The sequence below is a fragment of the Planctomycetaceae bacterium genome, from assembly GCA_041398825.1.
Classification (GTDB): domain Bacteria; phylum Planctomycetota; class Planctomycetia; order Planctomycetales; family Planctomycetaceae; genus F1-80-MAGs062.
The window spans coordinates 42277-63213 of the sequence record JAWKTX010000021.1 but is presented as its reverse complement, the minus strand read 5'-3'; the positions used below and the strand labels follow the sequence as shown (position 1 = coordinate 63213).

General features: G+C 53.9%; 19 protein-coding genes. 11 read left to right on the top strand and 8 right to left on the bottom strand.

All coding sequences use genetic code 11. From position 1 onward, the window contains the following. Positions 1-253: 253 nt before the first annotated feature. Together R3C20_24840 and R3C20_24835 are read right to left on the bottom strand one after the other, a co-directional pair. Entirely contained in the window at positions 254-718 is a 465-nt protein-coding gene (locus R3C20_24840) for a tRNA (cytidine(34)-2'-O)-methyltransferase (protein MEZ6043738.1), read from the bottom strand. A gap of 338 nt (positions 719-1056) precedes the next feature. Further along, positions 1057-2454: a DUF1501 domain-containing protein gene (locus R3C20_24835; GenBank protein ID MEZ6043737.1), complete on the bottom strand. Its 1398-nt coding sequence runs from the start codon at positions 2452-2454 to the stop codon at positions 1057-1059. A 651-nt stretch (positions 2455-3105) separates the two neighbouring features. On the opposite strand from R3C20_24835, the gene R3C20_24830 reads away from it, so the two are divergent. Together R3C20_24830 and R3C20_24825 are read left to right on the top strand one after the other, a co-directional pair. Next, complete coding sequence (locus tag R3C20_24830; protein ID MEZ6043736.1) at positions 3106-3630, top strand: hypothetical protein; 525 nt, start codon at positions 3106-3108, stop codon at positions 3628-3630. 207 nt (positions 3631-3837) lie between these two features. Continuing rightward, positions 3838-4332: a hypothetical protein gene (locus tag R3C20_24825; GenBank protein ID MEZ6043735.1), complete on the top strand. Its 495-nt coding sequence runs from the start codon at positions 3838-3840 to the stop codon at positions 4330-4332. A gap of 103 nt (positions 4333-4435) precedes the next feature. On the opposite strand, the gene R3C20_24820 is transcribed toward R3C20_24825, so the two are convergent. The 3 genes from R3C20_24820 to R3C20_24810 all read right to left on the bottom strand — a co-directional run bounded on the left by R3C20_24820 (position 4436) and on the right by R3C20_24810 (position 6945). After that, the gene (locus tag R3C20_24820) at positions 4436-4897 is read right to left on the bottom strand and encodes a hypothetical protein (protein MEZ6043734.1); all 462 of its coding nucleotides are present in this window, start codon (positions 4895-4897) and stop codon (positions 4436-4438) included. Positions 4898-5305: 408 nt separating this feature from the next. Continuing rightward, entirely contained in the window at positions 5306-6706 is a 1401-nt protein-coding gene (locus R3C20_24815) for a DUF4147 domain-containing protein (GenBank protein MEZ6043733.1), read from the bottom strand. Positions 6707-6720: 14 nt separating this feature from the next. After that, a complete protein-coding gene (locus R3C20_24810; protein ID MEZ6043732.1) occupies positions 6721-6945 on the bottom strand; it encodes a hypothetical protein in 225 nt (74 codons plus the stop codon). A gap of 307 nt (positions 6946-7252) precedes the next feature. On the opposite strand from R3C20_24810, the gene R3C20_24805 reads away from it, so the two are divergent. The 8 genes from R3C20_24805 (at position 7253) to R3C20_24770 (ending at position 16928) form a co-directional block, all read left to right on the top strand. Continuing rightward, positions 7253-8569, top strand: coding sequence for an AMP-binding protein (locus tag R3C20_24805; protein MEZ6043731.1), 1317 nt, complete (start codon positions 7253-7255; stop codon positions 8567-8569). Continuing rightward, the gene (locus tag R3C20_24800; GenBank protein ID MEZ6043730.1) at positions 8566-9258 is read left to right on the top strand and encodes a rhomboid family intramembrane serine protease; all 693 of its coding nucleotides are present in this window, start codon (positions 8566-8568) and stop codon (positions 9256-9258) included. The genes R3C20_24805 and R3C20_24800 overlap by 4 nt, the downstream gene beginning before the upstream one ends. 21 nt (positions 9259-9279) lie before the next feature. Next, complete coding sequence (locus tag R3C20_24795; GenBank protein MEZ6043729.1) at positions 9280-10866, top strand: AAA family ATPase; 1587 nt, start codon at positions 9280-9282, stop codon at positions 10864-10866. Continuing rightward, positions 10863-12410, top strand: coding sequence for a sulfatase (locus R3C20_24790; protein MEZ6043728.1), 1548 nt, complete (start codon positions 10863-10865; stop codon positions 12408-12410). Before R3C20_24795 ends, R3C20_24790 begins: the two co-directional genes overlap by 4 nt. Positions 12411-12605: 195 nt before the next feature. Next, positions 12606-13805: an SGNH/GDSL hydrolase family protein gene (locus R3C20_24785; GenBank protein MEZ6043727.1), complete on the top strand. Its 1200-nt coding sequence runs from the start codon at positions 12606-12608 to the stop codon at positions 13803-13805. Positions 13806-13906: 101 nt separating this feature from the next. Continuing rightward, entirely contained in the window at positions 13907-15139 is a 1233-nt protein-coding gene (locus R3C20_24780) for a Glu/Leu/Phe/Val dehydrogenase dimerization domain-containing protein (protein ID MEZ6043726.1), read from the top strand. A gap of 7 nt (positions 15140-15146) precedes the next feature. Next, positions 15147-15668 carry a cyclic nucleotide-binding domain-containing protein gene (locus R3C20_24775; protein ID MEZ6043725.1) on the top strand — a complete coding sequence of 174 codons (522 nt, stop codon included), beginning with the start codon at positions 15147-15149 and terminating at the stop codon, positions 15666-15668. Positions 15669-15671: 3 nt separating this feature from the next. Continuing rightward, positions 15672-16928: a glutamate-5-semialdehyde dehydrogenase gene (locus R3C20_24770; GenBank protein MEZ6043724.1), complete on the top strand. Its 1257-nt coding sequence runs from the start codon at positions 15672-15674 to the stop codon at positions 16926-16928. Positions 16929-17000: 72 nt separating this feature from the next. Here the strand turns inward: R3C20_24770 and R3C20_24765 are convergent, their stop codons facing one another. From R3C20_24765 to R3C20_24755, 3 genes are read right to left on the bottom strand one after another with little or no spacing between them, the layout of a single operon-like run. Then, positions 17001-17735, bottom strand: coding sequence for an amino acid ABC transporter ATP-binding protein (locus tag R3C20_24765; GenBank protein ID MEZ6043723.1), 735 nt, complete (start codon positions 17733-17735; stop codon positions 17001-17003). After that, entirely contained in the window at positions 17732-19429 is a 1698-nt protein-coding gene (locus R3C20_24760) for an ABC transporter permease subunit (protein MEZ6043722.1), read from the bottom strand. The genes R3C20_24765 and R3C20_24760 overlap by 4 nt, the downstream gene beginning before the upstream one ends. Continuing rightward, positions 19426-19614, bottom strand: coding sequence for a hypothetical protein (locus R3C20_24755; GenBank protein MEZ6043721.1), 189 nt, complete (start codon positions 19612-19614; stop codon positions 19426-19428). Before R3C20_24755 ends, R3C20_24760 begins: the two co-directional genes overlap by 4 nt. Positions 19615-19730: 116 nt before the next feature. Between R3C20_24755 and R3C20_24750 the strand changes: the two genes are divergently transcribed. After that, positions 19731-20783: a MoxR family ATPase gene (locus R3C20_24750; GenBank protein ID MEZ6043720.1), complete on the top strand. Its 1053-nt coding sequence runs from the start codon at positions 19731-19733 to the stop codon at positions 20781-20783. Positions 20784-20937: the final 154 nt, after the last annotated feature.

Here is a 20937-nt window from a genome sequence, read left to right as displayed (position 1 = left end):
GCTTCTTCCGCCCGATTTTTCGCCGTCCTTTTCCTGTTCGCTTCGTACCCATGTGCCAGAAATCTCCAAACGCGAGGTCTTAAAAGTGGTGAGAACGTGGAAGCATAACAATCTAAGCTCCCCGCTTCAAATCTGCTTCCGGAATCCTTTCTTCGGCAGTCTCCGGTTCTCACAGACAGTGAAATCAGCAGGCCGTGCGGCAATCATTGCAGATGTCAGCGGTTTCGAATCTGTGAGTGAATTGGCAGCTTCATTACAGCCCCCCGAACTGCCGCACCGCTTCGTAGGCGACAGTGTTGACGGTACTTGCCAGATTCAGGCTGCGGACGACATCGTGCATGGGCAGCTTCAGGTTACTGGCCCCATCTTCTGACAGAATTGATGCGGGTAGCCCACGGGATTCCGCGCCAAACAGCAGGATATCTCCCCTCGTGAATTCGGCCTGCCAGACAAGTCGCGATGCTGTCTTGGTCAGTTTCCATACAGTCGCCCCGGGCAGACGGCTTTTGACCTCGTCCCAGGAATCGACCGCTTCCCAGTCCAGATATTGCCAATAGTCCATGCCCGCTCGCTTCAGGTACCTGTCATCGAGTCGAAATCCAAGCGGCCGAACCATCCAGAGCTTTGCTCCGATGGCAACGCAGGTACGGCCGATATTTCCCGTGTTCTGAGGGATCTCCGGCTGGTATAGAACGATGTTGAGCAGGGGGGAGGTCACAAAATCAGGCTTTCGAAACTGATACCATCAGAAGTGCCAAGCTCCGCATTTGGGGGAACTTTGCAGCGCTGATGCAACACATTCAAGGGTTTCCATCTGGGATAGCGAATCGGGAGAAAAGTCTGATCCGGGTCTGAAGCTTAAGATGGGGGATTCATCTGGCTTCGGCAGTCAGATCAGAAATACCAATCCGGACGAGTTTTTCTCGGTACAAGCTGCCGGTGCGGCGAGGCAGTTTTTGCCATTTTCGTAAAGAGGGCAAGCGTGCATCCCTCAATTCCGTTTCCCACAGATTGGTTTGGCTGCGACCTCCGTTGAATGCACAACTGTCCGGATATCTAACCAAAGATGTCCGTGACCGGGCGTCCCTTAGCGATTGGCAATGGTCGATTAAGGTTGTCACGGAATTCGGTATTGTGATCTATTCCAAGTGCGTTATAGACGGTGGCAGCCAGGTCCCCGACGGTGACGGGATCGCGATCAGGCGCTGATCCATATTTGTCAGACTCGCCATAGACGGCACCTCCTCGGACACCACCGCCAGCCAGGAGGGCCGTGTAACATTTGGGCCAGTGATCGCGGCTGATGTTTGCGTTGATCTTTGGAGTTCGACCGAATTCCCCCACCCACAGAACCAGCGTATCTTCCAGCAGTCCTCGGTCATCCAGATCATTCAGCAGCACAGGCAGCGTCTGATCGGTGGATGGAAAGTGCCATTCGGGAAGAATCTCATACATGCGGGTGTCGTCGAATCCGTGAGTGTCCCAGCCACCGTCGGTCTTGCTGCGACCACCGATGCTGCGGGCAAAATAAACGGTCACGAACTTTACGCCGGATTCTACGAGGCGACGTGCCAGCAGGCAGCTTTGCCCATATGTCGTTCGACCGTACGCATCACGTGTTTCAACCGATTCTTTTGAGATATCGAAGGCTTCGCGAATCTTTGTGGAATTCAGCATTCCCACGGCGCGCTCGTAGTACGAATTCAGTCCGACGGCGGCGGCGGTTTCGTCCAGCGAAACTGTTTGCCGGTTGATCAGTTTTTGTAATTCCCGACGATCACCGAGGCGATCAAGTGAAATGCCGGAAGGCAGGCTGAGCTGTGGTAACTGAAAATCAGGGGCATTGGGATCGTTACCGATATAAAGTGGATCATGCAGCCGGCCAAGAAAGCTTGCACGCTGCCCTGGTGTGATGGATCCGTCAGAGATCGTGTAAGGGAAGGCAACGGACGTTGGCATACCATTGTCTGTCGGAGCGAACCTATCGACGACAGAACCAAGAGATGGGAACAGGTCGAGCGAATCACGCAGGCGCTGGTCATCAATCGGTGGCTCTACTCCGGTCAGTGCGGTGTACCCCGCGCTGTTGTGGTTGTTCATGCGATGATGCATTGTGCGAATCTGAGCAATCTTATGCATCACCTTTGCCGTTTCCGGCAGGTGTTCCACGACGCGCATTCCGGGCACGGATGTGGGGATCGACTGGTACTTTGAACGGTATCCGTCCGGCGCAAATGGTTTCATGTCAAACGTATCAACATGACTGGGCCCGCCCCATTGGAACAGAAAGATTACGGACTTAGCCGTAGGGATGGGACCATTACCGAGCCGCTGCAATTCTTCCGCCTGCAACAGTTTCGGCAGGGTCAGTCCCATTAACCCGGGCCCACCAATGCGCAGCAGATCACGTCGGTTGATGCGAGCAGCGTGGGCAAGTTGATCCTGAAATAACATTATCAGTCTTCCGGAGGCAGGGGGGAATTCCCGACGAAAGGGGCCGCTGGTGACAGCACCAGGATGCCATAGTAACGACCGTCAATAGTCTGAGTACAGGCTTTCGCGGATTCATGAGCGGGTAGGGTGTTACCACGACCACGCGTGGAAAGATTTTTTTGCGACTGGCGTCGGAGCAGATCGGCTTTCGCACCGCCGGAATGACGTCATTCATCCCATGGTTCATCCTGTTCGGCCAGGTGAACAGTGTGTGTCATCGCTTTGTCAGGTCCTGTTTTTTCCACGTAAGATGGACTGTTTCACTCTGCCATTCCATACGTTTTCAGTCTCCCGATTGCTTTCGCATATCGACGAATTGTATTCGCCTGTCGCGTGACCATCCGTCTCATCTGACCGTTGTGCACATCAGTTGCTGAGCATATCCGCACAGGGGCAGTGGGTTGGCAGACTGTTGGCAGTCAAAAAATCAGCATACAGCGACTTTGTTTCGATTAGTCGTCCGTGGCAAGCGAGTTGCACGGCTCCGTGGATAGAGTCTTCTGACGGCCTCGGTTTCAAAACGTGTGGCACGTCAGAACGTTTGACAGAGGCGGTGTGCCGTCCTGAAGAGACGTGTCAGCTTTGTCGGTGTGAATTCGAAAGGGATGAAAGATGGCGACCAGGGAAAAGCTTATGGGCGGTATTCGTGTTGTGGCAGTAAGTGGGGTCACCATTTGTCTTGTGGTCCTTGCAACATTATCCGGGACTGTCGGTCAGGAAAAACCTGTCAGTGATGCTGGTCGGCCCGCGCCTGATGAGAAATTACCGGCAGCTCGCATCAGGAACGATCAGGAAAAGGAACCGGTGCTTTCGAAGTTCATGCGGCAAAAACTCAACGCCTCCAATCTGATTCTCGAGGGTTTAGTCACAGACGATCTGAAGCTGGTCGAAGAAGGTTGTGACGTCCTGCTGAAGATGAGCCATGAAGAAAAATGGCGCATTTCGAATGACATGCTTTACCGACGATTCAGCACTGAGTTTGTTGACTCCGTAAAAGACATGAAGGAGAAAGCGTCCAGGCAGTCGATTGATGGCACATCGTTGGCATGGATCAATGCAACGATGACGTGCCTGAAGTGTCACGAATGGGTTCGAAACACGGTGATCGCAGACTTGCCCGGCGATCTCCGGAACTGAGACTTCATTCGACGGCACAGGCGGATTTGTTGTCCTGATGGGTTGGTACCGTGTAACGACGCGGGGTTGGGCAATCTTTCTGGTCCTGTAGGAAGCCGTGCGTTTAGTTGCAGGATCGAAGGCCGCCATGAATCTGCAATCAGCCTGACATTGCGATTACCGGATCGGCATTTGGGTTCAAACAAACTTGAAGGAGCTGGACTGAACATGAATTCAACGAAGAAGCACTGGTTTGGAGCAACCCTCCTGATAATTCCCGCCGTTTGGTTCTGTTTGCCGCCCGTTCCGATGGCGGCACAGCAGCGGGATGACGCGATCGGTGCGAAGCCTCAGCCTGCCGATGTCGAAGAATTTATGGCAAGAAAGCTGAAGTCAGCGCAGCGGGCACTGGATGCCGTGATGACAGGCGAGTTTGACGTTGTGCGCGAGCAGGCTGTTGAAATGATGGATCTCAGCAGACACGCAGCATGGAAGCAGTTAGCAAGTCCAACCTACATCCAGGACACCGCCGACTTCGTAGCGTCGGCAGAGTTCCTGAGCCGGATGGCGGAATCGCAGGATGCCATGGGAGTTGCAATGGGTTATTCAAAAGTGGTTCAAAGCTGCGCGAACTGCCACCAGCACGTCAGAGCTCCCCGCGTGGCCATGATGGTGCCTGAATGTCTGACAGAGAAACATCTGCTGGCTTCAGCGGAGCATTGATGCCTGATATTCTCTCGCCGCCATTTCATTCCAGAGCAGGTCGTCACCCCGGAGTTGGCATCCGGCGCAGCCTGCGTTTGGTTGATCGCGCCGTGTTCTGAGCCTATCGATCGTAATCGCGAATGTAATTGTGACATTCGATGCATGTCGCAGTGAGATTCTGTTGGTACCATGCCGCGCCGGACAGGTTCTTTTCACGGGCTGCTCGTTCCAGCTGCGCGGCCTGTCGCATGAATTCCATGCGGAAGTGTTCGTAGACTTCGCCGTCCGCATCATTTCTTTTCCAGCCATCGGGTGGATCGAGGCTCATTTTTTTGAGATCACCTGCGGCCAGCTCGACGCTGTCAAAGTCGTGGTTGACGAGCCCATCCAGTATCTGATGCGAATGGCTCAGCTTTGCATGCATCAGAGATTCGACACCTTCCTGACTTCTTCGTTGTGGAATGGAATTAGGGATAGGGGTCACACGGTCCTGCGCGTCACTGTCGGAGTTCGTCAGGAGGGTTCCACTGGTCAGTGCGGCCAGTCCGGCCAGCAAAGCAACGGTCAATCTGTAAGAAACCATGGTGAATCCTTTCTTCTGAATTTTGTGGAATGCAAGTGTTCCTTCTTACGCTGAATAACAGGTCTGGAAGGTTGGAGCTATATTGATCCTGCACTGTGGGAAGAATGGCTCGCATCGTGTGCGGGGGCCGCACACAACTTGGTTTCACGTGAAATCAGGAGCGTGAAATCAGGGGCTTGCTTGTATGAAAGCAATAGTCATTCTGCCGGGGGCTTTCACAGAACGAATTGTGATGCACCACGGAAACGATCGCGGAAGAGTGCTGGTGGTTACCGGAATGCGGCCACTGGTTCGGGACGACCGGTTCGCAAATCTCACGCAGTGGATTTCAGTCTGAATTCAACTGTCCATCGTCAGTCCGAACGAAGATTCACTCATTGCCATTTGAGGTTCTGTCCGCGTGATTCGCTAATCCTGCCTGCCTGTGAGCCCGACGCGAAGGTCCATGACATTTGTGTGGGTGGGGCCGGACTTGACTAAACCATCCAGCTGTTCGAAGAATGGGTAAGAATTGTTGACCAGCAGAAAGTCTGCAGGATCCAGCTGAGATGACTGCATTCTTCGAACAAGTTCTGCATCGGCGACTGCGCCAGCCGCATCTGTTGGCCCATCTTCGCCGTCGGTCCCGCCGGAAAGCAGGGCGATGTTCTTCCAATTGTCAGGATCTCGACTTGCGTTGATGGCAGCCAGTACCAGCTCCTGGTTACGTCCGCCCTTGCGGGGCGCACCTGCGGGCAGTGCTTTCAGCTGAACTGTGGGTTCACCACCACTCAGGAGGCAGAATTTACGGTTGGGCGCAGCGTCCCGAATCCCCTGCAAGGCCATTTGGAGGCGATATCCTTCTGATGCGGCATCGCCCTGCTGGTCAAATTCCGGTTCAACCATCTGATAGCCAAGTGCCAGAGCGGCCTTTGAAGACGCTTCAATGGCCGATCGGTTATTTCCAATCACCAGATTGAAGGACCTGGTGCCTCCGGCGGGTGTGTTAATCTCCGGGGGCATGTCCGCCCTCTTCCTGAGATATGCGAGAATCGATGCAGGAGTCGCGGGGGAGTCCCACAGCCCGCGTTGTTTCAGCACAGTGATGGCATCGGCTGCGCTGCTTCGAGTTTCAACGGTTGGGCCTGACGCGATCACGGAAACCGGATCGCCGATGACGTCCGAAATAATCAGAGTAAACAGATGGCCGGCTCGACAGGCTTTGCGGAGGCCTCCACCTTTAACCATGGAGAGATGGGTGCGAACGCAGTTCAGTTCATTGATGTTGGCTCCGCCTGAGGCGAGGAGCCGTGTGACCTGCAGTTTTTCCGCCAGCGAGATTTCCGGGACGGGTTGACACAACAGTGCACTGCCGCCGCCGGAAATCAGGACGATGCAGACATCGTTGTGGTTCAGCGCCGAAACGCGTCGCAGTATTTCTGTGGTGCCATTGACTGCCTGCCTCGTTGGTTCATTGATACCTGCGGGCCTGGCCGGATGCAGATGCACGCGACTTGAATGAATGAGTCCGGTTGTCTGTTCCTTCCTGGGCAGACAGTCTTCCGGTACGTTCACCCAACCGGAAACCTGGATGTTCGGTGGAATGGATGTGAGAGCATCCTGTGCTCCCAGAGCCATCCCGGTACCGGCTTTTCCCGCGCCGACAATTTCGATGCGACCAATTTGCGACAGGGGAAGTTCAGTCTCACCGATCGAGAGAATCTGCGGATTCAGACGAATGGTATTACGAACGAGTTCGGCCGAATCCACAGCTGCGACGCCGGCTGCCCAGATTTCCAAAGCGTCACGTCGGAGGTGCCGTGCGTCCACGATTCTGATTCTGGTCAGGCGCTGGGACGCAGGTGAGAGTACAGCGAAATCACATCATAGAGGTCGGCGGAAATTCGGACTTCGTCGTCGGCGAAGTCGTGGATCCATGTGCGGTCCCAGATAATTGCATCGGCAAGGATTCTGGTGAGTTCTTCCAGGCGAATTGTGACTTCAGGTTCGGCAATTGTGGCCGTATTTTCTTCGTCCGCCCCAACGAATAATCGCAATTTGGGTCGCATCCGCTAATCCTTCAGCTTGACGCTGTTGTGAACTCACATTGCTGGTGGCTTTGCAGAATCCATTGCCCTCCCTGGCATTGGAATCGACCACGAGCAATCCTCCTTTTCCCGTAGCACTGATTATCGGGCCTGGGCGGTCGTGGCCTTCATCGAAAATTCCGATTGTACGAACGACAAGCGCGCAGACTGGCATTTGATTCGTTTTTCCATCCAAACACATCTAAAGTTACGCCCGGCTGCGCGTGCAGTCCCTTCCCCGAACGGGTGATTTCCCGGTATGACCTTGATGACATGGAGCCGCCTTTCCGTGAGTTTGACCATTCAGGACGTCTGGAACGATCGATCACAATTGGAAGCCATTCAGTCTCGCCGATTGGTGGAGATGCTTCAGGCAGTCATTCCCCGCAATCGTTTCTGGACGATCAAGTACGAGGAAGCGGGCGTCGATGTCGCATCGATTCGGGGACTTGCCGATTTGAGTGCGCTTCCATTGGTGGTCAAGCAGGAACTGGTGGACAACCAGACAAGGCTGCCGCCGTACGGTTCAAATCTAAGCTATCCGTCGACTCGCTACACACGGCTGCATCAAACCTCCGGCACGACTGGTCGACCGATGCGGTGGCTGGATACCAAAGACAGTTGGGACTGGATCATGGAATGCTGGCGGCAGATCTACCTGCTGGCCGGACTTCAACCTTACGATCGATTATTTTTCCCGTTTTCGTTCGGGCCGTTCATTGGATTCTGGGCTGCGTTTGAAGGCGCATGTCGTTTGAATAACTTTTGTATTGCCGGCGGCGGAATGACGACTTCGGTAAGGTTGCACGCCTTAATTGAAAACGAAGCCACTGTTGTCTGCTGTACACCTACCTACGCATTAAGAATGGCTGAAGAGGCCGAAAGGCTTGGCATCGATCTGCAGGAAACATCAGTTCGCATGCTCATTGTCGCAGGCGAACCTGGCGGCACGATTCCGGCCACGCGGGAGCGAATTGAGAAAGCCTGGGATGCTCGCGTGATCGATCATTGGGGAATGACGGAAATCGCTTCGCTTGGCATCGAAAGCGAAGATCGCCCCGGTGGTCTCTATTTGCTGGAGACGGAATGTATTGCAGAAATTCTTGATCCGGAAACTCTGCAGCCCGTTCAGAAGGGGCAGGTTGGCGAACTTGTGATCACGAACCTGGGACGAATTGGCAGTCCGTTGATTCGATACAGGACCCGTGATCTTGTCAAAGCGTCTCCGGATGCAGATCCAACAGGACGTCAGCTGACATGGCTTGAGGGCGGAATCCTCGGACGTTCAGACGATATGGTCATCGTTCGGGGAAACAACGTGTTTCCTTCGAGTATCGAGGCTGTCATACGTGAGATTCCACAGGTGGCGGAATTTCGAATTGATGTCAGGACCGTTCGATCGATGAATGAACTGAGCATTTCCATCGAACCCGTCGAAGATGCTGCGATGTCTGTCGATGATCTTACCAGTCAGGTGACATCAGCATTGCGGCAGAGACTGGGGTTCGGCTGCGAAGTGGTCGCCGTCGCCCCGGGGCAACTGCCACGGTTTGAAATGAAGAGTCGGCGACTTTACCGACAGGAGACAGAGGATCCGTCGTCATGAGAAAAGAATTGAACGGCATCCTGATATTCATCGGGATTCTCTGGGTCATCTTTGGCATTGACTTTATTTTGCCCTGGGATTTGAACAGTGAGCTGGGACTGATTCCTCGCACAACACGCGGACTGTGGGGCATCTTGACCATGCCTTTTCTGCACGGCAGCGTGAAACATCTGCTGAGTAACACTGTCCCGCTTGTCGTGTTGCTGATGCTGCTGTTCAGCTCTCGTCCGCATCCTGTTCGCGTTATTATCTGCCTTGTCATCCTGTCTGGCGCAATGCTCTGGCTGGTCGGACGCAGCCACGCACATGTGGGAGCAAGCGGTCTGATTTACGCCCTGATGGCATTCCTGATCACCGCGGGTTTGCTGGAACGCAAGATCGTTCCGATGGCAATCTCTATTCTTGTTGGTGTGCTGTACGGCGGGACTTTGATCTGGGGTGTGCTTCCCAGAACAGATTCGAATATTTCATGGGAAGGGCATTTGCTGGGAGCGGTGGCGGGTGGTGTGTTTGCGTGGGGGACAGTGAAACGAAAGCCACGGAAGAAGAAGTTGACCGGATCTGCAACCACCATCATAGATCAGGGTGTGCCTGCAGCGGTTGAGGCGTCCACTATAGGCGGGACTCCTGATGTGGTACCCGAACCAGACGCTTCCCCGGATTCTGTCAGGGATATACCGAGCACATGACTTGCGATCGGGATGTGAATGATGCCGTTCAATGTTCAGGACCTGCTCACGGAATCTGCCTGGCTGCATGATGTCGATCAGATTCGGCTGATTGAAACGCACATTTCGTGGGTGATTCTGACGGGACAATTCGTCTACAAAATCAAAAAACCGGTCGACGTTGGTTTTGCTGACTTTACAACCTTGCAGTCCCGCAGGCACTTTTGCGAGGAAGAGCTGCGTCTGAATCGAAGACTGGCCCCGGACCTTTATCTGCGCGTCGTACCGGTTTGTCGGTTGGGTGACGGGCAGATAAGGGTTGAGTCGGATCTGAACGCACCATGTGAGTCGTCAACCATCATTGAATACGCCGTCTGCATGCGGCAGTTCGACAATGATCGGCTTTTGATCCGCATGGCAGAGCAGGGGAAGCTCACGTCTGAGATCATAGACGATCTTGGAGAACAGGTCGGACATTTTCACGAGTCGATTGATGTCGCCCCGCCCGATTCTCCGTTTGCGACCGTCGCCGCGGCCGTTGGTCCGCCCATGGAAAACTTCAAGGCTCTGCACCTGCTGTGCCAGGGCGGGGGAACACCGGATGTCGCTGCACTCGAGCAGTGGACAATGAAGGAGGGAGGCAGACTGGCAACGCGATTTCAAAAGCGCGCCATGGACGGGCGAATTCGAGAATGTCACGGAGATATGCATCTTGGCAACATGTTTCTTAATCCCAGCGGCCATGTCACGGTGTTTGATGGTATCGAATTCAATGATGCATTTCGCTGGATCGATGTCGCCTGTGAAGTCGCCTTCACAATGATGGATCTTTACGATCATGGCCAGGCTGCCTGTGCATGGCGTTTTCTTGATCGTTGGTTGCAGATCACCGGAGACTACGACGCGCTTGGGGTGCTTCGCTTCTATCTCGTATATCGAGCCGTGGTTCGATGCAAGGTTGATTTGATACGTGCGCAGCAATCGGGTGTTTCGATCCAGGTCGTGACATCGCTGTGTCGCGAATCGACTCAGTTCCTGAAACTGGCGGGATCGTTTACCCAGCCAGTGAACCCTGCGATCATCATCACATGCGGGCCATCAGGAAGTGGCAAGACCTGGGGCAGCCAGCCTCTTGTTGAGCAACTGGGCTTTGTAAGAATTCGATCTGATGTCGAACGAAAACGTATGGTCGGATTATCAGCTCTTGATACCAGCCAGTCATCAGTTGGGAAGGGCCTTTATTCGTCGCAGTCATCGGAGCGTGTCTACAGACATCTGCTGGAGCTCGCGCAATCGGTGGTTGATTCGGGCTATGGGGTGATTGTCGATGCTACTTTCCTGAAGTCTTCTCAACGCCGGATGTTTCAAGAGTGGGCCATTCAGTGCAATCTGCCGTTCATCATCCTGCAATTTGATGCCAGGCCCGAAACACTGATTGAGCGCGTCCGACAACGTGCGGCGTTCGGACAAGATGCATCTGAAGCAAATGAGCAAGTCATTCAATCACAGTTAGAGCACCGCGATGTACTGACTCCACTGGAACAGTCGCTTGTTATTCAGGGCGGTCAGCAGGAGACTCTTCAGTTGATCCAAGCCCGCCTCGACAGTTTTCAAACGGATATCAAATGAAAAACCAGATTCTGAAGATCAACTGGCCGCAAGCCATCTCTGTCGCTGTCTTAAGTCTGATCGTGAGTCTGCCAACGGCGGCGTCCGCGTCCGATCGACCGAACATTCTGTGGATCGTTGTTGACGATATGTCAGCCAATTTTTCATGTTATGGCGAAGATCTTATCCAGACGCCTGCGGTTGATCAGCTTGCTGCCGAGGGAGTCAGATTTACGAATGCATTTGTCACTGCACCTGTTTGTTCTCCCTGTCGATCAGCATTCATCACCGGGATGTATCAGACCAGCATCGGGGCACACCATCATCGAAGTGGTCGTGGTGAACTTCGAATCCATTTGCCCGAAGGGATCGAAGTTGTTCCCGCGATCTTTCAGCGAGCCGGTTACTACACCTGCATTGGAAATGGTTTGAAGGCGAACAAGCCAGCATCCAGAAAGAAGAAGCCAGGAGCTGGCCTCGGAAAAACCGACTACAACTTCGAATGGGACACCTCGGTCTATGACGACAACGATTGGGAGGGGCGCGGAGCTGACCAGCCATTCTTTATGCAGGTCCAGCTGGCAGGAGGAAAACTACGTGGCGGAACTTCTACCGCGGCAGCATCGCTTCAGCAGAAGGCGGAAGAAGAGTTTGGTGGGTGTATAGACTCTGAAAGTGTCACTCTGCCTCCCTATTATCCTCGGGATCCTGTCCTGCTGCAGGATTGGGCGGCTTATCTGGATACTGTTCGCTTCACTGATCAGCATGTGGGAAAAGTGATTCAGCGACTGCGCGACGAGGGAATTCTGGATCAAACCCTCATCATCTTTATGACCGATCATGGGATCAGTCACGCTCGTGGTAAACAGTTCTTATACAACGAAGGTACCCATGTGCCGTTTATTGTGCGCGGCCCGGGGATTCCGGCGGGCAGAGTTCGAGATGATTTAATTGAACATATCGACATGGCTGCAATTTCGCTCGGTGCGGCAGGGCTTGATGTGCCCGCGTGGATGCAGGGGCAGGACGTGTTCTCAACGGAATATCAGACTCGGACTGCAGTATTTGCAGCACGCGATCGTTGTGACGAAACCGTCGACTACATTCGCAGCGTGCGGACAAATGATTATCTCTACATTCGAAACTTTCTGCCGCAAAGACCACATCTGCAGCCGAATGCGTACAAGGATGGTAAGTCCATCATCCAGACCCTGCGCCGCTTGCACAGCAACGGTGAACTGAGTGAATTGTCAGAGCGTCTTCTTTTTTCAGAAGAACGCCCGGTGGAGGAACTCTATGCCTGGAAGCAGGATCGCTGGAATCTCATCAATCTGGCAGGCAGCCCGATGCACGCAGATGCGCTGAAGAATCTTCGAGAGCGTCTCGAACAGTGGCAGATGGACACCAACGATCACGGCCCGGAATCCATGGCCATGTATGACAGTGATATGTCTGTCTACACCACGGCCCGCGTTGCAAAGGGACTGAATCAGAATTCGAATGAAGAGGACATCACCCTGAAAAACATTCGATTAATGAAGAAGTGGGCGAGCGAAGGGAAATGAGCTGAAACCCGCGATCCGAACGGAATCAGCGTGAATTGATGCGTGTGATGGGCACAAAAGTGCACGCGGATACCGGAAAACTGGTTGCCGCGCGATCCTTCGCGCGAATCCATCTTGAGCCATTTCGCGTATGCTCCGTAAACTGCCCGGCCGATACTGGAGAAATTCCCGGTTGGAACTGACTGAAGCCCTTGCATGACCACTCGCGCCATACGAATGATCCGCCATATCCTGGCGGCGATTCTGCTCATTGCCAGCGCTGGAGCTGGGGCCGAGTTGTATCTGCGTCGGCAGATGCCGGACACTCCGTCGTGGGTCTGCAGTGGCAGTAGCTGTGCGATGCAGCCGCTGCTCATTCCATCAGAAACGCACCACCACCTACTTCGTCCTGGCGCTGAGAAGTCGATCACGGTGAACGGGAATCGGGTTCGTTATCAGATTAATTCGCTGGGAACCCGTGGAACAGAAGTGACGGTGCCGAAACCGGCGGGGACTTTTCGAATTCTTGTACTGGGAGACGAAACGGTCTTTGGGCCGCGTTTACCTCAGGAATCAACGCTTCCCGGACAAATTCAGAAACTACTCTCCGGGACGACTTCGGCGCATGTCGAAGTCGTCAACGGTGGTGTTCCGGGGTATTGCCCGCTTCTTGGATGGCTTGCGTACGAATATCGTTTGAAGGAACTTGATCCGGATCTGATCGTGCTGCACTTTGATATGACAGACGTTGCTGATGACGCGAGATACCGTAGTTTGTATGTGGAGACAGTCGGGCAACCGCCAGTGTGTCTGCATGAATCGCTAATGAACCCGAATACGATACCTCGTGTCGATGGCGTACTTCAGACCATCCGGAATTCGGCCGTTGTATCATTAATGCTGGAGAAGACACGCGACTACCTACGGACATCCTCGGCAGTGGCAGCGGATTTGCCGACCTGCTCCAGTCCAATTGCATGGGCTCTTGATAATCCTCCTGATGTTCGTATTCAGGTGCGCCATGCCTTGAGTGTTCTGGTGCATTTGAAGAAGGCTCTGGCTGGCACGGACACACAATTGCTGGTCACAACTTGTCCGAGTGTCTGGCAGGTTGTGCCCGGTAGTGAACACATCGGATGTGCATCCATGTGTCAGCTGAACGGTTCGACGCCGCTGACGAGCCGACTTCCGTTTGATGTGCTTGCTGCCTATTGCGAGCAGCAGGGCATCCGTTTTCTGGATGCGTCTGCGTCGTTTCTTCAATCGCAGACACCGGAAGTTTTGTTCTGGATGGACGATGGTGCTTTGGGGCCTGCCGGCACAACACTTTACGCAAGGTCGATTGCCGCATATCTCGTGCAATCCCCGCCGCGAACCTGGAATCAGGATCCTGGTCGGCTCAGTCGTGCCCGGTAGAAACAAGCGACCGTTTCGCCTATACACACTGTGTCGAGTCGTGCATTCCTGAAGTTTGGTGGTGAGAACTGATCGTCCACAACAGCAAAAGGTTGTTCATCATGTCCCGAGCATTTGAAGATGCCAGCCGTTATTTTGACGAAGCAGCGTCGGTGATGGATCTGTCGCAAAACATGAAAACACTGCTGTTGACCCCCGAAAGAGAGGTCAAAGTGCAGGTTGCAATGAAGCTTGATAATGGGGATATCGCGACCTTTGTGGGCTACCGCATCCAGCACAACAGTGCAAGAGGGCCGATGAAGGGCGGGCTTCGGTACCATCATGAGGTGAATGCTGATGAAGTTCTTGCGCTGGCTTCGCTGATGACCTGGAAAACGGCTGTCGTCAATCTTCCATATGGCGGCGCGAAGGGCGGTATCTGTGTTCGTCCGAAGGATCTATCGACGGATGAACTCGAACGCCTGACCAGAAAATTTGTGGACGTTACGCACGATGTGATCGGGCCGGATAAGGATATTCCGGCACCGGATATGGGGTCCAACGCTCAGGTGATGGCGTGGATCATGAATCAATACGAAAAATATCATGGCTTCAATCCGGCATGTGTGACGGGAAAGCCGACAGAGTTGCACGGTGCTGATGGCCGCGAAGAGGCAACGGGACGCGGAGTTGGAATTGTCACGCAGGCCCTGCTTCGGAAATTCGGACGTTCGCTGGAGAACGCGACGATAGCGATTCAGGGATTTGGCAATGTTGGTACGTTTACTGCGGAGTATCTGCACGGAGGTGGAGGTAAAGTCGTTTCCATCTCTGATGTGAGTGGCGGTATTCAGAATAAAAACGGCATTGATATTGCTGCAGCCCTGGCTCATGTTCGACAAAAGGGCAGTCTGGCTGGTTTTGATGGAGGGGAATCCATCAGCAACGAGCAGCTTCTTGAACTGGACGTGGATGTGTTAATTCCAGCAGCCCTGGGCGGTGTCATTACCGCTGAAAATGCGAACAACATCAAGGCGAGATACATTGTCGAGGCGGCGAACGGACCAGTGACTCCGGAAGCAGATATGATTTTCCGCCAGCGGGAAGTGGTGGTCTTACCGGACATTCTGGCAAATGCCGGAGGGGTCACGGTCAGCTATTTTGAATGGGTCCAGAATCAGCAGTACTTCCGCTGGGATCTGAGCCGCGTGCGTGAAGAACTTGAGAAAACCATGACGGCCAGCTTCAACAAAGTGTGGACGATCGCACAGGAAAAGAAGATTCCGTTACGGACAGCCGCATACCTGGTTGGTATTGGTCGTGTCGGCCGGGCAACCGTGCTGGGAGGAATTTGAGAACATTATGATGACGCCATCCAGTCTTCGACAGTTGCCATTGTTCAATGGTATCTCCGAATCCGAAGCGACGCTGATTACTTCTGATATGACAACGATGAAGTTCGACGCCGGTGCAACGATTCTTCATGAAGGGAAGTCAATTCAGGCCCTGTGGATAATCCTGCAGGGCAGCTGTCGAGTGATCCGAACAGCCTCCGATCGCAGCGAACGGGTGCTGGACGAATTACGCACGGGGGATACATTCGGCGAGATGTCATTCGTACGCAGTGCACCACATTCAGCAACCGTTCGTGCAGTCTCTGAAGTGGCCGTCTGCACCTGGACACGGGAAGATTTTCTGAAACTTGCCGAATCGCATCCGACAGCTTCTTTCCGGATTGTCAGTCATATTGCAGCAGTGCTGTCTGATCGCCTGCGCCGGATGGACGAATGGATTTGTGAATTCGTTGAAAATCATGAACAACCGCACCGCCAGAACGAATGGCAGAATTTTCGTTCGGTCGTCTATTCCAACTGGAACCTCTGAATTATGAGTTCATTGCAGGAGTACACTCAGGCTGTCGCAACAAACGCTCGCAAAGCCGCAACTGCACTGGCGGAAGTCACGGGTCGGGATCGACATCGGTGGCTGTTGACCGTTGCCGAAGAGCTGGTCAGGCGAACGGAAGACATTGTAACCGCCAATGAAAAAGATCTCGCACAGGGCAGGGCCGATGGGCTCAGTGATGCAATGCTGGATCGACTTCGACTAACTCCCGATCGACTGCAGTCGCTGGCAGACGCGGTGCTTCAGATTGCTGCGTTACCGGACCCTGTTGGCGAGGTGATCGAAGGCGGAAGGCGTCCGAATGGTCTGCAGATTGAAAAGATCCGTGTTCCGCTTGGTGTTGTCTTTTTCATCTACGAATCGCGTCCCAACGTTACAATTGATGCGGCTGCCATTTGCGTGAAGGCTGGCAACGCGGTCATCCTGCGTGGCGGCAAAGAAGCATTTCACAGTAATCAGGCTCTTCAGCAGGTCCTGCTGGATTGCCTGAAGAAGGCGGGGTTGCCTGAACATGCCGTTCAGCTTGTCTCCACGACGGACCGTGAAGCCGTGGGGCAGTTTCTGAAAATGGGGCAACTGATAGACGTCACGATTCCCCGGGGCGGACGATCACTGATTGAACGCGTCACCGCCGAAGCCACGATGCCGGTCATCAAGCATTTCGATGGCATTTGTCACGTTTATCTGGATGCATCTGCAGATGTGCAGATGTCCGTCGATATTACGACTAACAGTAAGTGCCAGCGACCAGGTGTCTGCAATGCCGCCGAAACACTGCTGATCCACAGGGATGCGGTGGAGGGAGTCATGCCCGCCGTCGTGAAAGCTCTGCAGGATCGTGGTGTGGAACTGCGATGTTGCGAACGCAGCCAGCCACTTGTAGCCGGGGCAGTTGCTGCGACGGACGAAGACTATTCGACGGAGTATCTGGCGCTGATTCTGTCAGTAAAGATCGTTGATTCTCTGGATGAGGCGGTCGAACATATTCGGCGTTTTGGGTCGGGACACACCGAGGCTATCGTGACCAGTGACCTGAATGCAGCTCAGGCGTTTGAGCGAAAGGTGGATTCATCAGCCGTCATGATCAATGCCAGTACGCGATTTAACGACGGTGGCGAATTTGGTCTGGGGGCAGAAATCGGCATCAGTACCGACCGCTTTCACGCCCGTGGCCCCTGTGGACTTCGGGAAATCACAAGCTACAAGTACGTCGTTCGCGGGACCGGGCAGGTCCGATAGACGGTCACCGAACAAGGCCGACACAAACATGGCGTCAAACGGCGAATATCAGTCGGCTGGTGATCAGACGTGTCAGCATTTCTTGAGGAATTCCTTTGTGACGGCTTCCTTTGGATCTTCAAAAATCTGTTCGGGCGAACCTGACTCCGCGATCCGACCTGCATGCAGAATGTGAATTCGGTGAGCGACGGTTCGTGCAAACGTCATCGCGTGGGTGACCACGATCATGCGCTGACCTGTGGCTGCAAGGTCTGTCATCACAGCAGTGACTTCGGCCGTGGTTTGCGGATCGAGCGCGCTGGTGGGTTCATCGAAAAGAATGGCCTCGGGATTCATGGCCAGTGTTCGGGCGATTGCGACACGTTGCTGCTGCCCTCCCGAAAGTGAGGTTGGGCGTGCATCCGCTTTCGCCAGCATTCCCACTCGGCCCAGCAGATGGCGAGCGTTTGAAATTGCCTGTTCACGCGGTTGCTTCAACACTTGAATGGGCGCTTCGATCACGTTTTCAAGAACGGTCCGATGCGGAAACAGATTAAACTGCTGGAACACCATTCCAACGCGTTTCCGAATTTCTTTCAGCGCGAATTCGCGGGTTGGCCCCGGGGCGGCATGCAGCGTGATTTCACCCACACGAATAGTACCACCGTCGAAGGATTCGAGTCCGTTGATTGTGCGCAGAAGCGTGCTTTTGCCACCCCCTGATGGACCCAGAAGCACGCAGACTTCGCCTTCCGCCACATTCAGAGTCACCCCGCGAAGTACCTCCTGCTGCTGATAGCGTTTGGTAATGTTGTTCAGTTCGATCATCCGCGTTTCTCCTGGCCAAGCTGTTTTTCGAGTCGACTGGTCAGAACGGATAACGGATAGCTCATCGCCAGATAAAGGAGTGCGGTCAATAGACCCAGTTCAACGATGGCTCCTGCGCTGCGTGCCTGAATGTAATACTGCTTTGAAAGTTCCACCACAGTGATAACACTGCAGACAGCGGTATCCTTGAATAAGGCGATAAAATCGTTTGTCATGGGAGGCAGGCACAGGCGTGTCGCCTGCGGAATAATGATTCGCCGTAGCGCAAGTGACTGTGACATGCCAAGAGACAGGGCTGCTTCCATCTGGCCTCTTGGAATAGACTGAATTCCGCCTCGATATATCTCTGCTTCATAGGCGGAATAGTTAATGGCCAGACCAGCGACTGCCGCTGAAAATGCGTTGATGCTCAGTCCGGAGCCGGGCAACAGCATGTCCAGAAGTTTGGGTACGAGGAAATAGATGAGATACAACTGAAGAACCAGCGGCGTTCCGCGCACCAGCTCAACATACATTGTCGCCGGAACGCGCAGGTACCAGGGGCCATACAATCGAGCCAGTGCCATCAGAAGTCCTGTCAGTACGGCAAGTGGCATGGCGGTGACTGAAAGAAGAACCGTCATGCCGGCGGATTCGACCAGCAGTCCACCACGATCTCGAATGACCTGCCAGCCGCCACTTTGCTGAAACGATTCCTGTTCTTCTGCTTCGGGATCTTTGCCGGTGTCATCAACAGAAGGGACGAAGAAACTGCCGGCAGAATCGACCTCCAGACCTCGCATCGACTGCGTTTCGTTCCAGATGCGATACTTCGAAAAGATGCGTCGCAAGGTTCCGTCCTGAAGTGCCTGAACGATCACTTGATTTACAGCCTTCAGCAGGTCCGTATCTGACTTCCGAGTCAGCGCGACGTAGTATCCTCGACCCACCGGGGCTCCGACCGGCTGCAGGTCAGCGAAGCCATCCGCATAGAACATCCAGATGGGAAGATCCTGCAGATTCGCATCGATGGAACTCAGCCCCAGTTCTGTTGCTTCCATTGCATCAGTGACACCTTCGAAAAGAGCGATGTCAACGCGATCCCCGGCGAACTGCTCAATAAAATCCTGAGCGGCAGCCCCTCCCAGAACGGACACCTTTCGTTTTCTGCCATTGTAAGGCTTTAGTAAATCGTCCCAGGATTTCAGGCTGGTATCGGACTTTCTGCCGAGCAGTTGCAGTTCATAAATGTAATAGGGAACTGAAGTTCCATAGCGGGCCGATCGGCTGCGCGTCCATTCGAATCCATTCAGAACAATATCGATGTCTCCGCGGTCCATGAGATCGGGAAGTTTGTCCCACTGTCCCTGAGCAAACTGTGCCTGGACACCAAGGTGTTTGGCGATCAGATCGGCCAGTTCCACTTCAAACCCCTGAAGCTGAGTCGGGTCATCCGGTTTCGGATAGACAAAAGGCCCGCCACCCTCCTGATCAGCGCCCCAGATCAGAGTTCCTCGCTGAAGAACGCGTTGCAGCCCTTCATCTGACTTTGCTGGCTGAAGCTGCGTGACGCACCAGCAAGTGAAAACCGCAATCGTGCCAACATGCTTCCATCTGCGACTCAGATGCGAAATGATGCCCCTCAAGCTGCAGGCTCGACAAAAATCATTGAACCGCCGTAATGTTCGTGCGGTAAAACGGCTGCCTTTTTTCATCCAGCCCTCTTTCTGGCATTGTGGGAGAATTCAGCGGAAACAACAGACTCAAATGGTTTTTCAGCGGGAGCCTCACCGGTATCCCGGAAATGTATCCATCCCACAATCCGTTGATCCAGCTTGTACGAATGGGAATATCCGGAGATGGCAAAGTCGATTCCGTCGGGATTCCCGGTTGTCTGCATGATTCTCATTCGTGTTGGGTTTGATATGATCGGCGCTCCGTCGCAGGCGAGAATGCGGATGGGCTTCTTCTCAATTCAGTGAAATCAACGGCTTAAAGCGGCCGGAGCGAATATTGATGTCGGATAACTCAAGCGAAATCTCATCGCAGTCAGTCGATTTGCTGTCACATGCCTATTCGCAGCTCAAAGAGCAGATCAGCAAGATCATTGTCGGCCAGGATGACGTCGTGGAGCAGTTACTGATTGCCCTGTTCAGTCAGGGGCACTGTCTGCTGGAAGGCGTTCCGGGACTTGCGAAGACTCTGATGATCAGCACTCTGGCACGCAGTCTTTCAATGACGTTTTCCCGCATTCAGTTTACGCCGGACCTGATGCCGGCGGATATTACCGGAACGGATGTGCTGCAGGAAAATCGCAGTACAGGTCAGCGAGAGTTTCGCTTTATTCAGGGACCGCTGTTTCACAATGTCGTACTGGCGGATGAAATCAATCGTACGCCGCCCAAGACTCAGGCCGCGCTGCTCGAAGCGATGCAGGAGCGACAGGTGACGGTTGGCCAGACCATCCACAAACTGGCGAATCCGTTTTTTGTGCTGGCGACCCAAAACCCGATTGAGCAGGAAGGAACGTACAATCTGCCTGAAGCACAGCAGGACCGATTCATGTTCAAGGTCTTTGTGCGGTATCCGTCATTCGAAGAAGAGCGACAGATTGCCCGGCAGACAACTTCCAACACCAAGGTGGAAGTGCAGGGCGTCCTGACGGCGGAACAGGTGCTGGAAATTCAGTCCACTGTTCGGCAGGTGCCGGTTTCTGATCATGTGATCAATTATACGCTGGCACTGGTTCGGCAGACTCGCGTTGGCGAGCCTGGTATCCCCGATTGGATTAACGAATGGCTGGGCTGGGGTGCGGGTCCGCGGGCCGTGCAAAACCTGTTATTGGGTGGCAAGACACGTGCGCTGCTGAATGGTCGCACGACCGTTTCTGTTGAAGACATTCAGAAGTTGGCGGCTCCGGTACTGCGGCATCGTATCGTGCCCAACTTTACGGCGGAGAGCGAAGGAATTACGTCGGACAAAGTCATCGAACGATTGATTCAGGAAACCCCTTCTCGGGAAAGTGAGTTAACAAACGATCCTCGCCTGGGCAAGATCTTTGCTGCCTGAAGAAACCGGAGCAGACTGCTGCAGGGTTTGCTGATCAGCAATTCCGGGCGAAGCCCAGGTCGTATGTCGCATCTGGCTCACGGCACTGTCGGAAAGTTACGGAAAGCTGTGACCGGGCTGCGTAACTATGCTATGGAAACGGCGTCTTCTGATG